Source organism: Paenibacillus amylolyticus (genome assembly GCF_047302515.1).
GTDB lineage: Bacteria > Bacillota > Bacilli > Paenibacillales > Paenibacillaceae > Paenibacillus > Paenibacillus amylolyticus_G.
Genome location: NZ_CP168019.1, coordinates 2,028,038 through 2,042,983, shown reverse-complemented (window position 1 = coordinate 2,042,983; position 14,946 = coordinate 2,028,038). Strand labels below are relative to the sequence as shown.

Here is a 14,946-nt window from a genome sequence, read left to right as displayed (position 1 = left end):
ATATAGAGGAGGCCTACATTTGTGGTGCTTATCTACCAGCCGTGTAACCGCCATCAACAGGCAAGGTAACGCCTGTAATCTGACCTGCAAGATTTGAACACAAAAAAACAGCTGCATTGGCTTGATCCTCGGCAGTTTGCAACTTACCGGATGGAATTGTTGATCTAAACGCTGCGGCTTGTTCTGGTGCATTGTCTAACCAGCTAAGAATTGGAGTCGCCGTCATTCCCGGACAAATAGCGTTGACACGAATACCTTTTTCAGCATATTCCATAGCTACACTTTTTGTAATTCCGTTTATTGCAAATTTTAGTAGCAGAATAGATTGCCTGATTCTGACCGCCGATTAGACCAAAACCAGAAGAGGTGTTAACAATTGCTCCTCCGCCCGTTTTCAACATAGCTTGAATTTCATGTTTGATGGCATAATAAGTTCCATACAAATTTATTTTGACCACACGGTCAAAGGCTTCCGAAGAAGAATCAGCCATGGGGGCCGGGGGCAGTGTGATTCCAGCATTATTGTGTGCAAAATCCAGTTGCCCTAATTCCGATACCGTTGCTTGTACAAGTCTAATAATATCTTCTTCAACAGCTACATTCGTTCTAACAAAGCTTGCAACGCCTCCAAAGCCCTTAATTAGTTGTACAGTTTCAAGACCTGCCTCTTCGTTGATATCAGCTACCATTACCTTTGCACCTGCTTGAGCAAATGCAATTGCACTAGCTCGGCCAATACCTGAGCCTGCTCCCGTTACGAACCCTGCCTTTTTTTCCATTAAGTTATACATTGTTATCCTCCTGCAACATGTTAATTTTTGTGTTGAATTCTTTATGTCTGGGAAAATCCTTTTCTTAGGTTGAATAACGCTGTGTTGTGTGCTTATAATTTTTAAGCGAATGGATTTCTTTATTGTACACAGATTAATCTTTGTCCATAATTAACTTGATTTTCCCAACAAATAAATTCATAATTCTGTCACATGTCAATTATAAAAGTTTAAAAATTAAATTAATATAAGCAGAGTTTGTCCAATTTGTAGGATAACCTACAGATGGCCCTTCATTTGTTGGATTAGAGAAAGGTGTTACGAAATGAACACGGAACAAGACCTAAGAGTACTTAAAACACTCGAACACATAAAAAGTGGATTTTCGTTATGTGTCAGTCAAAAAACATTTAAATCAATCACAATTAAAGACATTTCAACTGCTGCGAAAGTCAATCGCTCGACATTTTATACATACTACACCGACAAATACCATCTTCGTGATGAACTGGTTAAAGCGACTCTTCAAGACCTTGATCATGCTATTGACCTGACGTTTATTACGTTTGACGATCAAAGTCCCTGGCAGACTCGTAGTGTTATTGTCCAGCATCTTGAGCATTTATGGAGTCAGAAAGAATGGTATCTTCATTTGTGGAATAAAAATCTGGAACTTTATGTTTTTGAGGATATGTAGTCCTTACTGGAGAATAAAATTAGGAACATTTTCACCAAAGAAGATGAGGAAAAATTCTCAGAAAGAAAGGAACTTTTTGAGCGTTTGTACGCCTCCACAACGATGAGCATTTTGAAATGGTGGTATGAAGTAGCGCCGACCATTTCTGCAGCCAAAGTTGCTGACATTATTTATAATCATTGGGAATTAGGAATGCATCGGACATTTTTCTAAAGGGATGAAGACTGATAGCTTTTAATGAATTCGGAATAAGAGCGATGGGAAGGGGGGGGGGCTATAATTTGAATGGCACCTGTGCAATTCAAACTAACTGAAGGAACACAGCAGCGAAAAGCTAAAACGATGTAAATAAGTAAACCTAATGATCACAATTGTAACCGTTATCAACTGAGGAGAGGTGAGAAGAATGAACCTTGCCGTGGTAAGAAAATGGATTAATAATAGACCGCTATTCTTTCGTTTAGTGATTCCCTATATTGCTGTTGTAATCTTACTGGCTTCCTGCCTCGGTTTTACCTATAGTAAATCGTTAAAGATCGTTAAAAAAGATATTTTGTATGCCAACGATATGGCTCTTGAACAAACTAGGCGAACGCTAGAGATTCGTATTTCCGAGATGGAGCAGACAATGTGGGATATCGTTTCGCTTCCCTCCGTTCGTCGAGCATTGATTATTCGCGAACCTTTCGAGCAGGCGAACCCATACCGTTTTAAAAGTGTAAGCAGTTCGCTGAAGCAATTATCTTTGAGTAATGACTTCATTCTGGATTATTTTGTGCTTTTCAAGCGCAGTAGTATGGCTGTGAACGGTGATAAAATATATACCTTTCCACAATTGTACGAATTATACTTCCAATACGATGAGGGTTCGCGGGATCATTGGCAGGACCGATTCTTTCAACTGAACGGAAACTTCCAGCCTGCTATGCAATTGACCTTGGCTGGGAAAACTGTCTCTGGCATACCCTTCATTCGCCCAATGGGCAACGGGAGGGAAGTCCATGGGGCTCTGCTAGTTCTTATGGATAATCGGAAAATTCATGAGCTGCTGGGCAGCATGCAGTTATCGGAAGGCAGCCTGTCTTATATTGCAGATCAGAAGGGGCAGATCATTAGTTACGTGTCCGGTACCGGTGTGGAAGGCCTTGTTCCGTCCGTGGTCAAAGATGTAAATCTTAAGGATATGATAACAGCATCCACCACGTCTCATCAACTCGGCTGGACCTTTGTAACTGCTCATCCCCAAGCGATTGTCGCCGAGCGTTCTCTTGAAATTACACAGTCCATTCTCAACTTGTTACTGATCTTTGTATTCCTAGGACTTGTTATCTCCATCGGACTGGCACATCGCCACAGCCTTTCCCTACACAGGCTGACCCGCCACTTTACCGAACAGAGCGAACCCAAACTGTTTTTCGGGAATGCATATAGTTGGATTGAGCAAAAGGTAGGCGGCTTGTCAGAACGTCAGCATATTATGGAGAAGTTGCACAAGGAGCAGCTTCCTATCCTTCAAACCACTTTTTATGAACAGCTGCTTAAAGGGTACTTCAGTTCTGAGGACCATCTTCAATCACTTATGAAACATGCGGGGCTCGAATTCGACAGTACCGGTTATCTTGTACTCACCATTCATTTCACAGGATATGGAGATGGCGTAGATGCGGATATATTGAGGGAAGTCGAGGGCAAAAAAATAACTGTCAAAGAGGCGCTACGCTTCAGCGATGCCGCAAAGAGCATCCACGTGCACGATTGGGATACATATCATCTGTCCATCATTTACTGTTGTGGCGACAAAGAAATTCAAGATCTTCATTTAGTAGAACAAATTCTACTTCATATTTTGGGAAATCATTCTCTCTACCTGGAAGAAGAGCTAGATGTGGTTGTCACCGCGAGCAGTATGGTAACAAATCTATGGGAGCTTCCACATGCGTATCAGGAGGCTATGACAGCATTTCGCCAGTATGTTTGGGACCCACGCCATCGTTTTGTTTGGTACGACGGCCAGCCTGAAAACCAGTCATTTGCATACTATCCTCCTGAACTCGAAGCGATGCTTGTCCAATGCACGTTGACGGGGGATATAGAACGAATGCAGGACGTGCTGCACGGTCTGTATCAGGCAAATATGGTAAACCGCAGACTGAGCTTGTCCATGATGCAATTGTTCCTCAATGAACTTCTTGGCACGTTGGCTAAAGTGTTGATCGAATTGAAAAATCTGCAGACCAGTCCGGAAGAATATGTTCAGATTCGTTGTGTCAAAGATGCTGTTGACTATTATGGACAAATTCATGACCGTTTCCTGTCGATCGGTTCGCTCATTCACCTAAATAAACGGAGCCATAACATAGAATTGCGCGACCGATTGACTGCCTTTATTCAGAAGAACGCCTACGATTCCGATCTGAGTGCCTCCAAGGTGGCCAGGGAATTCAACATATCATCGGCATATTTTTCGCAATTTTTCAAGGAACAAGTAGGAAGCAATTTTTCCTCATATCTGGAGCAACTGCGCATAGCCCGCGCCAAGGAGCTTTTGAATGGAACGGATAGCAACGTCCAAGAAATAGCCGTTTCCATCGGTTATAATTCTTCGAATTCTTTCATTCGAGCCTTTAAGCGGAGTGAAGGAAGAACACCTTCAGAGTACCGACAAGCGTAATGGAGGCAAATCTACAGCACAGATAGAGTGCAAATATAGACTAGCAACGAAGCTGCGGAAGATTTCACATTATGATTCAAAAACTTGGCGCACATGCAGAGTGCCAAGTTTTTTATATATAATTCGTTGTTAGAAGAACTAAATTATGTAAATCTTAAAGATTGCACATGAATCTGAAAAATGAAACTTTACGAAATTAAGCGTTTTCATTATGTTTGTTGTGTATTCGCTGCATAACCAAATATGGCATAAGGGGGGAGAAAATGAATGCAGAAGCCGCAAGTACAGGTTACAACCAGACCACCAAAAGAGATGACTGAATCCGGGCATCGTGGGAGACCCTGGATCAAAAGTTGGCAATTGTACAGCTTATTGATTCTTCCTTTGGCGTACCTGATTATTTTCAAGTATGTCCCTATGTATGGAACGCTAATTGCATTCAAAAATTATGTTCCAACCAAAGGAATATGGGGAAGTGATTGGGTTGGCCTACTGCATTTCGAACGTTTTTTGAACTCGTATCAATTTGTAAGAATACTGAAAAATACGCTCTCCTTGGCGCTTTATGAATTGGCGGTGGGATTCCCGTTGCCGATTCTGCTGGCGCTGGGACTTAACTATGTCCGAAACACGTTTTTCAAAAAGAGTGTACAGATGATAACCTATGCTCCGCACTTTATATCAGTTGTGGTACTCGTCGGAATTACAATGCAATTTTTGCAGCCTGGAACCGGAGCGTTAAACGTTATTTTAGGTTTTTTTGGGGTTGATTCTGTTCACTTTATGGCCAAACCAGAATATTTCAAAACGATCTACGTATTGTCCGGCTTATGGCAAAATATTGGTTTTTCCTGCATTATTTATCTGGCTGCCTTGTCAGCCATCGATCCCACGCTTCATGAGGCCGCATTGATGGACGGAGCCTCAAAAGTAAGACGAATGTGGCATGTGGATCTGCCAGGCATCATCCCAGTCATTACCGTGCTCTTTATTTTGCAAATGGGTAATTTCATGGATTTGGGATTTGAGAAGGTGCTTTTGATGCAAAATCCACTAAATATGCGTACATCCGAAATTATTGATACGTACGTGTACAATATCGGTCTTAAAGGAGCTGTTCCGCAGTACTCGGCAGCGGCGGCCATCGGTCTATTTAAAAATGTGATTGCGCTTATTCTGCTGGTCATTGCGAATAGGATGGCACGACGTACAGGCAACAGTCTGTGGTAAGCGGAGGGGAGGGAGAACGATGTCAAACATATCCATTCGCAAAAGTAAAGGAGATCTCATATTTGACATAATCAATCACAGTGTGTTGATCATCCTGCTTCTGGCTGTGCTCTATCCTCTGGTGTATATCGTCAGCGCATCATTTAGTGCGAGCGAATCGGTTGTATCCGGAAAGGTCTGGCTATGGCCTGTCAAACCAACATTGGACGGATACAAGGCTGTTTTTGCCAACGGTATGATCTGGACAGGATTTATGAATTCATGGGTTTATGCGGTTGCAGGTACTTTTATCAATGTGATGTTTACGATATTGGCGGCGTATCCGTTATCCCGTCATGACTTAAAAGGCAGAGGCATATTTACCTTTCTGTTTGTGTTCACAATGATGTTTTCCGGGGGACTGATCCCCACGTATCTCGTTGTCCGGGACTTGGGGTTGCTTGATACCCGGTTGGCGCTGATTTTCCCTGCGGCCCTGTCAGTCTGGAACATGCTCATTACAAGAACGTATTTTCAGACAACCATATCCAGAGAACTTCTGGAAGCAGGACAGATGGACGGATGCAATGACTACAAGTTTTTATGGAAAATTGTTCTGCCCTTATCCGGTCCGATTGTAGCGGTCATCTCGTTGTTTTATGCAGTCGGCCACTGGAATCAATATTTCAGTGCGATGATCTATTTGCGCGATCCACAACTGTTTCCGTTGCAATTAGTGCTGCGAGACATCCTGATCCAGAATCAGATTGATTTTTCCACCATGAGTAGCACAGAGGAGCTCGTCAAGCGAGAAGGGATTCGAGAATTGCTGAAATATTCGCTTATCGTGGTATCTACGTTGCCACTTATGGTTGTGTATCCTTTTGTGCAGAGGTATTTTGTCAAAGGTATGATGATCGGTTCATTAAAAGGCTGAAGCATAACGTTTTGCGCTTTTGCCCTGATATACATTTCATCAGTAATCGGAAGAGAGGGGTCAGAGGATGAAAAGAAATGTACGGTTGCTCTGGATGTTGATGTTGGTTTTCGTCTTCCTTACAAGCGCTTGCTCACCTGCCGGGAACAATAGTGATTCCCCGCAGAACGAGGGAAATATAACGGTTGAGGACAATATGACCGAACCAGGAAGTTTTCCTATAGTCAAAGAAAAAGTGACGCTCAAGGTTCTTATCCGCGGAGCATCGGGGGTTGATTTCGATACAAATACATTCACGAAATGGTACGAAGAAAAAACCAATGTACACATTCAATTTGAGGTTGCTCCCGAGAATGGCTTCGAAGAGACCCTCAATCTGGCCCTTGCCAGCGGCAACTATCCGGATATGATTATCGGCATGGAGATCAAGCCAGCTACCGAGATGTTATATGGCAAATCCGGTACATTTTTGCCTCTAAACGATATGATTGAAAAATATGGCGTCAACATGAAGAAGATTTTTGATAAAAAACCGTTAGTGCAGCAAGTCATCACCGCTCCTGACGGGAATATATACAGTGTTCCAGACATCGGAGAATGTTTTCATTGTGATTATGCCAAACGGATGTGGATCAACAAAACCTGGCTGGATAATCTGGGCCTTAAAATGCCAACGACAACTGAAGAATATTATAACGTGTTGAAAGCATTTAAGACACTAGACCCCAATGGAAATGGGAAAGCCGATGAAATTCCACTTGCGGGCGCTGTTGGAGGATGGAATACTGAAATTGAAGGATTCCTGATGAACTCTTTTATTTATAACCCGATGGGAAGTACCCAGACAGGTATGATGCTGGATCAAGGCAAGGTTGTCGCTGCTTTCACACAAGACCCATGGAAAGAAGGATTGGCTTACATGAAGCGCCTATATTCGGAGGGATTGATTGCTCCAGAAACGTTTACGCAGGATAATGCGCAATACAGACAGATGGGTGAGGGAGGAGATGCTCCTAGAGTCGGAAGCTGTCCTGGCGGTTTGTATGGTTGCACAGCATACGGGCAGGAGCGATATAAAGAGTACGTTGCTCTTCCACCCCTAGCTGGCCCTGACGGGACGCGCATCGCATGGACGAATCCGTATGAAGGAATCACTTCGGGACGCATCGTGATTACAAACAACTCCAAATATCCTGAAGTTGCGTTTCGCTGGGCAGATGGCCTTTTAGATGGAGGTGAGGTCAGTCTTCGCTCAGACACAGGAACAATGGGCGAGTATTGGGACTGGGCTGAAGAGGGAACGGGAATCAATGGAAAGCCAGCAGTCTGGGAGAAATTAAAGGAAAAAACGGCAGACAGCAATGTTGGCTGGCAGACCCGTGCACCTCGGTACTATCCAGCAGATCTTCGACTCGGAGAAAAACGAAACGACGAATTTCCGCTGGAGGTTATCCTCTTTGAGGCTGCTAAGCAATACGAACCTTACAAAGTTGACAGCAGTCTAGTCATTCCTCCACTGTTCTATGACGAAGAGCAGGCTGCTGAACTGGTGAATCTGGAGAAAACAATTATTGATTATAAAAAAGAAATGCTAGCCAGATTCATCACTGGGGATGCTGACCTGGAAAGCGAATGGGGCACTTATCTAGATACAATGAACCAAATGGGGTTGGAACGTTACGCACAAATTATTCAGGAAGCATATGATGCAAGTCAGAAATAAGATCAAGATAATATTGCCTTAGATGTGTTAATAGAACGAGCTATGGATATATACAACTCCATAGCTCGCTCTATTATTATGTAGCTTTTTTCCACATATAGAAAACTTCACATAACTAAAGTTACTGAAGAACATATTTTAACTAACAATAATTTATAGTTTATTGTAATTATTTTTAATTAATAGTCTGATTTGAAGACTATTAAAATGGTGAGTACCATCCCGAGGTACGCATTGAATTTCATTATGGAAGTGGGGTATTTTAGAATGACTCCAATACATCGCTATATGGATGCTATTCGCGGCAGTCTACAACAATATATTATACGAATAAAGATTTGTATCCTATAGCAATGGATCTAGGCAAGATGGAACATTGTGTAAAGTCGTAATGATGTAGGATGATGGTTCCTGGTATATTAGCCACATACAGGGGGTTACAGACCAATAAAGATGGTTTCCCAACTATTTAAACTAACAATCCCTTTGATTTATCAACTGCAAGATAGGAGACAGGAAACAATCGTGGGAATATACAAAATTTCATTTTATATCCACCATTCAATACATTGGAGTACGTGAAAGTTGGATAAATAGTGTTTGTTAAAAGATGGAACAGATTGTAATACGCCATACCACATCGGCAACGGCTCAAATGCAAATGGCAGTGATGGAATAGATATCTTCATCCTCTGTGCATCTCGTCATTATGGCTGAAAATATGCAAGAGTTGGTTCAAAGTTTTACTAATAGAAATATCATCTTACTATGCCAAAAAATAAAGCAATGACGTCATATACACGTCATTGCTTTATTAGTAACTTGCAGTAAATTAGGAAAGCAAAGCGTCTATGGAGTAGGCTCCTGCGCCGGCCAAAACGACAACAATAAGAGATGCTAACATGACCAGATTGTATTCAAAACCCCCATTGAGATTCCACAGTCCCTTACCCACATGGACTTTGACAATAGCAACAAACATGGTAAGCATCAGCAAAATTGCTCCCACCACAGTCCATAGGCCAAGGGTAAACAGGAGCCCCCCGACCAGTTCAATTATACCTGCACATAAGGCCATGAACCACGCAGGTCTAATACCTACCGCATTAAAAAAGGCGGCTGTGCCTGATATTCCTTCACCTCCAAATATCCCGAATAACTTTTTACATGCATGTCCTATCATAATAAATCCAATCACGATTCGAATAATAAGCAATCCGGTATCCAGAAGTCATCCTCCTCTATAGGTTTGAGTTAATGTGCCATCGCACAGGTGCGTTATATCAGGGAAGACAGGATGGTCTCGCACAGTGCCATTGTACGATGTTGTCCTTGCCACGACAGCATGCCATGAAATAAGCCATTTCTTCTACAGATCCACGAAGGTAAAAACACGGTACGCCCCTGACATAGGCGAACTGGAAGGTGTGTACACGATGCACGGGAGTGATGAATGACCAGGGATTTATTTCCTATGCCGAAGCAAATCCATGATCGAACATTACGGTAACGCGTTCGCTTTCTCTGGACCAGGCGCTCATGCCTGTAAAATACGCGTTGCATATTAAACCATGGCAAATTTGAGAGAAATGCTCGGATGGATGTGCTCTCCATCCGGGGCTGCCGTTCCGACAACTTCAACCGCTTCGCCAAACAGGTATCGCATGAGATCGACCATATGGATTGCGGCTAACTTCATATACTGCTCCATATTTTTGCAGAAGGGGGTACTATCTACAGCAAATTGCATGTTAAAGGAACGTACTTTGCCTAAATCTCCTTTCCTGTTTATTCAGTTCCATATATATCGGTGCATAACGCTTCATAAATCCTACCATTAACACAACGCCAGTCTGCTAAGATGTCGATACAAAATCATTAAGAAACCTAAAGATATGCGAAAGCTCTTAGATAAAAAAGGACATATGTCCTTTTCTTTCGAGGGACAAGAACATGTTCCGATTGAAGTTACTATTTTAACGGCTTTTTTATATTATAGGTACAAGTTCTTGTCCCAATTGCTTGGAATGGACAAGAACATAGTCTGAATACCGATTAGATGTAAATCTAAACGATTGTGGAGCAACACCGTAAGCAAGCGAATGTACATTACGGGAAGCATTCGTTCATCCCAAAGAAGAAGCATTTACAGGCGATTATGATCTGCTGGGAGATACCGTCTATGAAGAGACCTGTGTCTCAATTGGCCTGATTTTTTGGGCAAATCGCATGCTGCAGATGGATCAGAATAGCTGGTACGCAGAGGTTATGGAGCGCGTCCTATGAAATACGGTGATTAGTGGAATGTCCCTGAGCGCTACTCGAAAGTAAACAGGAATACATATAACTCAAGTTCTGTGTAATTTCACTGATGAAGCAACAATAGGGAGATTTGTAAGTATTGATGAAAGAAGTTGAGAAATCAAATCATTATCTCATTATTTTTTTATGCGAAAACAATTCTGAACTCATTTTTAGTTCGACAAAACAAGTGTTTTCTAGACAAAGGATTACAGTATATGAGGTTGAATATAAAATATTGCGGTTAAAATACAAATTTCGGAGGATTAAGCACTTGTATTCACCAATCAATAAGATAAAAAACGAAATGGGCAGGAATAGATTTTTTGTATTTAGTAGGAGGTACACCTTATGGGTCGAATTGACGATAAGTTAAGTGAATTACCTTGGTATGTTACTGAATTTATTGACAGTAAGAAGCGTAAGCTTTCTGCCTCAACACTTCTTAATTACTGCCACGATTATATTATCTTTTTTGATTGGCTGATTACAGAGAACTTTACCACAGTTCAAAAAAGAACAGAAATTGAATTATCCACGCTAGAAACATTAACGATACGTGAAACAGAAAGCTTTTTGTCTTTTTTGGAGTATCAACTTGGGAATAATAAGCTAACAATAAACCGTAAGCTTTCTTCTCTTAAGTCCTTATTTGATTACTTACAGAATAAAGCCGAAACAATTGATTTAAAGCCTTATATACAACGAAATGTTATGGCTAAAATGGACTTGAATGCAGTAAAAGAAAGTCAGGAAACGATCGCGAATCGTATGGAAGGGAAAATACTGAGAGAAAATGATTTTGAAGCTTTTAGAGTGTTTGTAGCATACGATTATGGCGAATTAAACAAAACAAATAAACGTATCATGAATTTCCATCAGTTTAATCGTGAACGAGATACGGCAATAATTTCATTAATCTTAGGATCAGGACTTAGATTATCGGAAGTTTCCGGAATCTTGAGGATTTAGACCTGACGAAATCATCTGTAAGAGTAACTCGAAAAGGGGGAAAAGAGCAATATGTTTACTTTAGCAGCCAAGCATTTAACGGATTTTTTATTTTATCGGTACAAGTTCTTGGCCCAAGCCAAGGACAAGAACTTGTACCGATTGCCGGAATTGACAAGAAATTAGTCCGATTTCCGATTAGATATATATCTAAACATTGATCACATGCACTTAAAACCTCATTATGTACCATAACACATAACAATGTTCACATTGTTATGGACAACTGAATCAAAGAGAGGTTAAACATGGTTGAATGGGTATTAAAAAGCGAAATATCAGACTGAAACTAGCTGTTGAGGACAAGAACATGTTCCTATTTCCGATTAGACGCATAACTAATCATCATCTTGCCATTCAATTCATTAAACTAACGGGCAGTATAGTTCCAATATGTGGTACTATTTGTTTGGGCAATGATGGGGAAATTGTAGTCATTAAGGGGGCAGGTATGGCGACCACAATAGGTCTTATTAGACATGGGGTTACTGAATGGAATAATCTTAGCAAGGCTCAAGGAATATCTGATATACCGCTAAACGAAGAAGGAATAGAGCAAGCAACTGCACTGACAAAAAGACTTTCAAGCGAAGAATGGGATGTCATATTCTCCAGTAATCTAACGAGAGCTAGGCAAACTGCCGAAATCATTCAGCAATGTTTAGGAGTACCCGTATTCAATGATGAACGTATTAGAGAGATTAATTGCGGCCTAATTGAGGGCACCACCGAGGAAGAGCGTATCACTCGTTGGGGAGCAAATTGGCGTGAGCAAAATCTTGGTATGGAAGATTTCAAAATGGTCGCAAAGCGAGGTCTAACTTTTCTCGAAAAACTGATTAATGAATATGTTGATAAAAGAATATTAGTTATAAGTCATGGAGCATTGATTGGGCTGTCATTACAACATCTTTTGCCGCAACATTTCCAAAAAACGTATATAGATAATACTTCTATAACCATTCTTACACACACTAACAACAAATGGGCATGCCAATTATATAACTGTACCAAACACCTTTAGCTATTGTGGAATAAGCTAACGGGAAACGTTAGCTCAATAAAACAAAAAAAAGCAGGCGAACGATTGTGATTGGTTGCTTTATTCAACTAACGGATAGGATACTTTCAAGATTAGACGCGGTGAACCACACTAAAAGTATCGACGAGTTTATCGTGTTAGCAACTATTAAGCAGGATAATACAGTTTCTGGGTCGAATTTGGTTGGCGGTAAGTTAGAATGGGGGGGATGGATTTGATGGTACCCATAGAAGGCGGATCAATTGAACTTTACGCGATTTTCTTAATACAGAATATATAACAAACAAAATAGCGAATGGATTTATCTTTTTTCGATCTATATACATATGTACAAAATACGAGTTTTGTGAAACAGTACTAATGATTTAAAAGCTGCACAGTGATTTTCACCCCTGTACAGCCAATTGTTTATTAATCTTCGAGTTAATCCCAAACTACTTCTGTTCCTGCTACAAAGTCATGAATCGCACGTCGATCCTCACGCATACCGACCATACAAGCACTCACTATAACTCCGATACCCAAAGTTAATACGTACACAAGTCCGGCTACAACAACTCGCATCAGCATCGTACCAATTTTTGGAGGTTCGTGTGTATCGTATTTACGGATTCGAATTCCACATATACGTTTTCCTATGGTTCGACCATACCAGTAAACTGGCAATAAAATTGAGTATAACGCACTAAGTAGCTTGGCAATCGGCTCATCCGTATCAAAGTTACCCGTAAGAATACCTGCAATAATCACTAACGGAATTGAAATAATAAGACTATCCAACACATTTGCTCCTAATCTAATCCAAAAACCTGCTTTATACAAAATGCTTTCCTCCAAACTACAATTTTAAACCAAACGACTAAATTACTTCATAAGCTCCCTTCATAAAGTATCTAACTTTATGTATACAACTCAAATAGTATAACAGAAAATTTTACCTTTTTACGATAAAACTCCTAGTTCTTCTCACTGGCACTCTTTGTGAATTTTATAACAAACTATCGAATTAACTTAACCGCTGTTCATGTTCACTACTTACTCTTACATAATCCTTTCTAACTGAGCCCCCAATGAAAACACCATAATAATTATGTAAACTGTAAACCAAGAAAGCTACTCAACATTTGTTAAGTAGCCTTCTGTTCATTCTGCATCTGCCCTCTTCGCCAAATCTTATTCTCCACAATGGCATAGACTAAACCGGCGATGGCAAATATCCATATCGATGTCATTCGGTTCAGATGGTATCCATTCACGAAATATGGATTGTACATGAGATCAAAAACCCACAGCCCGCCCCATCCAAACCCAATCATATAGATGAAAGTTCCCACCATAGGAAAGCGTACATATTTCCGCAGCAGCCATGAGATCGGGCTAAGAATAACAACATAAAAAGCGACTAAATATTGACCGAATCCCAGGATGAGCGACAAAATATATATCAAGCCCCCTAGGTTACATGATTTCGAACAAACTACTTAATTATACATAAGCCGCCATTAGATTCTGTAAAAGTTAAAGTTAATCCATCATGAATTGCTCTAATCCAACGACTACTTCTGACCTCCCAGAATCATCGTACCGAGGCGGTCCATAAGCTCCATTCTCCCCATCGCTGTGTACGAATAATTGTAATTATCGACATTAGAGATTTTATAGATCTTGTCATTCTTCACTGCGTTCATGTTATTCCACACCTTACTATCGACCATCTTGTTCTCACTATTCTCCATCAGCAGCAGCCGATCCGGATTAACGGTAACTAGAGCCTCTAGAGCGATCTCTTTGCCTCCCCAGCCCTCTGGATCAGGGATACCGTCTGTGCGCTTCAGGCCCCATTCACCGTATAACATCTCAGCTGCCCCTTTATTGGAATAGATGACCAGGTTGTTTGGATATGTCTCAATTACGGCAAAGGATTCACCTTTTACAGCCGCCTCCAGCTTTTGTTTCCACTCTGCAGATTTCGCATCATACTTGGCCAGATATTCATTTTTCTTGCTTTCTTCTCCAAACGTATCTGCCAAGAATGTCAGGCGTTCTCTCCAATCATAGTAGGAATATGGCAATGCAATCGTAGGTGCAATTTTGGATAAGGTTTCATACTGATCCGTGTTAAAATCCTTTCCCAGAATAATCAGGTCCGGATTGGCTCCTGCTATTGCTTCACTGCTAAACGGTGAACCATACCAGCCCAGATTAACGGTATCTGCATTCAGCTGATCCTTAATGGTTGGTGTGATTTCCTCCGGGTTACCGTAATCCGCGCTCATCGTGGCCACAGGTGTTTTCCCAATGATCAACAGTTCTTCTGTAGAGCCGGAGAGATCAACAATGCGCTTTGGATTCAAAGGGATCGTAATCTCTTCTCCATTTGGGTTGGTAATCAATTTGGTCGTTGCTTGTGCAGTTCCCTCTGAGGAGCTGGCCACTTCACTGGTGGTCTGGGTCGTTCCACAGGCCGCCAAGGTGAGCATACAGCATAGTGCAATCCATACAGGAATTCGTTTAAACATCGTTGTCATTCTCCTTTTATGTCAGTTCAATAGCCACATTAGGCTTACTCGCTTCAGTTACGTTAT

The 14,946-nt window shown here is 41.2% G+C and carries 14 protein-coding genes and 1 pseudogene; 8 read left to right on the top strand and 7 right to left on the bottom strand.

Features of this window, described 5'->3' with window-relative positions; translation table 11 throughout:
• Positions 1-28: 28 nt before the first annotated feature.
• Positions 29-274, bottom strand: coding sequence for an SDR family oxidoreductase (locus tag ACDJ59_RS09020; RefSeq protein ID WP_413408469.1), 246 nt, complete (start codon positions 272-274; stop codon positions 29-31).
• Entirely contained in the window at positions 261-791 is a 531-nt protein-coding gene (locus ACDJ59_RS09015; protein WP_413408467.1) for an SDR family NAD(P)-dependent oxidoreductase, read from the bottom strand. The genes ACDJ59_RS09020 and ACDJ59_RS09015 overlap by 14 nt, the downstream gene beginning before the upstream one ends.
• Positions 792-1,095: 304 nt before the next feature.
• Between ACDJ59_RS09015 and ACDJ59_RS09010 the strand changes: the two genes are divergently transcribed.
• The 5 genes from ACDJ59_RS09010 to ACDJ59_RS08990 all read left to right on the top strand — a co-directional run bounded on the left by ACDJ59_RS09010 (position 1,096) and on the right by ACDJ59_RS08990 (position 8,007).
• Positions 1,096-1,467 (top strand): TetR/AcrR family transcriptional regulator, encoded by a 372-nt coding sequence (locus tag ACDJ59_RS09010; RefSeq protein WP_413408466.1) that lies wholly within the window; start codon positions 1,096-1,098, stop codon positions 1,465-1,467.
• A 406-nt stretch (positions 1,468-1,873) separates the two neighbouring features.
• Positions 1,874-4,138, top strand: a complete 2,265-nt coding sequence (locus ACDJ59_RS09005) for an AraC family transcriptional regulator (RefSeq protein WP_413408465.1) — start codon at positions 1,874-1,876, stop codon at positions 4,136-4,138.
• Positions 4,139-4,405: 267 nt separating this feature from the next.
• Positions 4,406-5,368, top strand: a complete 963-nt coding sequence (locus ACDJ59_RS09000; protein ID WP_413408463.1) for an ABC transporter permease — start codon at positions 4,406-4,408, stop codon at positions 5,366-5,368.
• Between the two features lie 19 nt (positions 5,369-5,387).
• Positions 5,388-6,284, top strand: coding sequence for a carbohydrate ABC transporter permease (locus tag ACDJ59_RS08995; RefSeq protein ID WP_413408461.1), 897 nt, complete (start codon positions 5,388-5,390; stop codon positions 6,282-6,284).
• A 67-nt stretch (positions 6,285-6,351) separates the two neighbouring features.
• Entirely contained in the window at positions 6,352-8,007 is a 1,656-nt protein-coding gene (locus tag ACDJ59_RS08990) for an ABC transporter substrate-binding protein (RefSeq protein ID WP_413408459.1), read from the top strand.
• Positions 8,008-8,839: 832 nt separating this feature from the next.
• On the opposite strand, the gene ACDJ59_RS08985 is transcribed toward ACDJ59_RS08990, so the two are convergent.
• Both ACDJ59_RS08985 and ACDJ59_RS08980 read right to left on the bottom strand, forming a co-directional pair.
• Positions 8,840-9,223 carry a DoxX family protein gene (locus ACDJ59_RS08985; RefSeq protein ID WP_413408458.1) on the bottom strand — a complete coding sequence of 128 codons (384 nt, stop codon included), beginning with the start codon at positions 9,221-9,223 and terminating at the stop codon, positions 8,840-8,842.
• A gap of 348 nt (positions 9,224-9,571) precedes the next feature.
• Entirely contained in the window at positions 9,572-9,757 is a 186-nt protein-coding gene (locus tag ACDJ59_RS08980) for a hypothetical protein (protein ID WP_413408456.1), read from the bottom strand.
• 413 nt (positions 9,758-10,170) lie between these two features.
• Between ACDJ59_RS08980 and ACDJ59_RS08975 the strand changes: the two genes are divergently transcribed.
• From ACDJ59_RS08975 to ACDJ59_RS08965, 3 genes and pseudogenes are all read left to right on the top strand, one after another.
• Positions 10,171-10,293, top strand: a complete 123-nt coding sequence (locus ACDJ59_RS08975; RefSeq protein WP_413409749.1) for a beta-L-arabinofuranosidase domain-containing protein — start codon at positions 10,171-10,173, stop codon at positions 10,291-10,293.
• Positions 10,294-10,659: 366 nt separating this feature from the next.
• Positions 10,660-11,354, top strand: a pseudogene (locus ACDJ59_RS08970) (site-specific integrase); the annotation flags it as partial.
• A 221-nt stretch (positions 11,355-11,575) separates the two neighbouring features.
• A complete protein-coding gene (locus tag ACDJ59_RS08965; protein ID WP_413408454.1) occupies positions 11,576-12,343 on the top strand; it encodes a histidine phosphatase family protein in 768 nt (255 codons plus the stop codon).
• A 441-nt stretch (positions 12,344-12,784) separates the two neighbouring features.
• Here the strand turns inward: ACDJ59_RS08965 and ACDJ59_RS08960 are convergent, their stop codons facing one another.
• The 3 genes from ACDJ59_RS08960 to ACDJ59_RS08950 all read right to left on the bottom strand — a co-directional run bounded on the left by ACDJ59_RS08960 (position 12,785) and on the right by ACDJ59_RS08950 (position 14,880).
• Positions 12,785-13,183 carry an RDD family protein gene (locus ACDJ59_RS08960; RefSeq protein WP_413408453.1) on the bottom strand — a complete coding sequence of 133 codons (399 nt, stop codon included), beginning with the start codon at positions 13,181-13,183 and terminating at the stop codon, positions 12,785-12,787.
• A 305-nt stretch (positions 13,184-13,488) separates the two neighbouring features.
• Positions 13,489-13,797, bottom strand: a complete 309-nt coding sequence (locus ACDJ59_RS08955; protein ID WP_413408452.1) for a hypothetical protein — start codon at positions 13,795-13,797, stop codon at positions 13,489-13,491.
• A gap of 120 nt (positions 13,798-13,917) precedes the next feature.
• The gene (locus ACDJ59_RS08950) at positions 13,918-14,880 is read right to left on the bottom strand and encodes an ABC transporter substrate-binding protein (RefSeq protein WP_413408451.1); all 963 of its coding nucleotides are present in this window, start codon (positions 14,878-14,880) and stop codon (positions 13,918-13,920) included.
• Positions 14,881-14,946 lie beyond the last annotated feature (66 nt).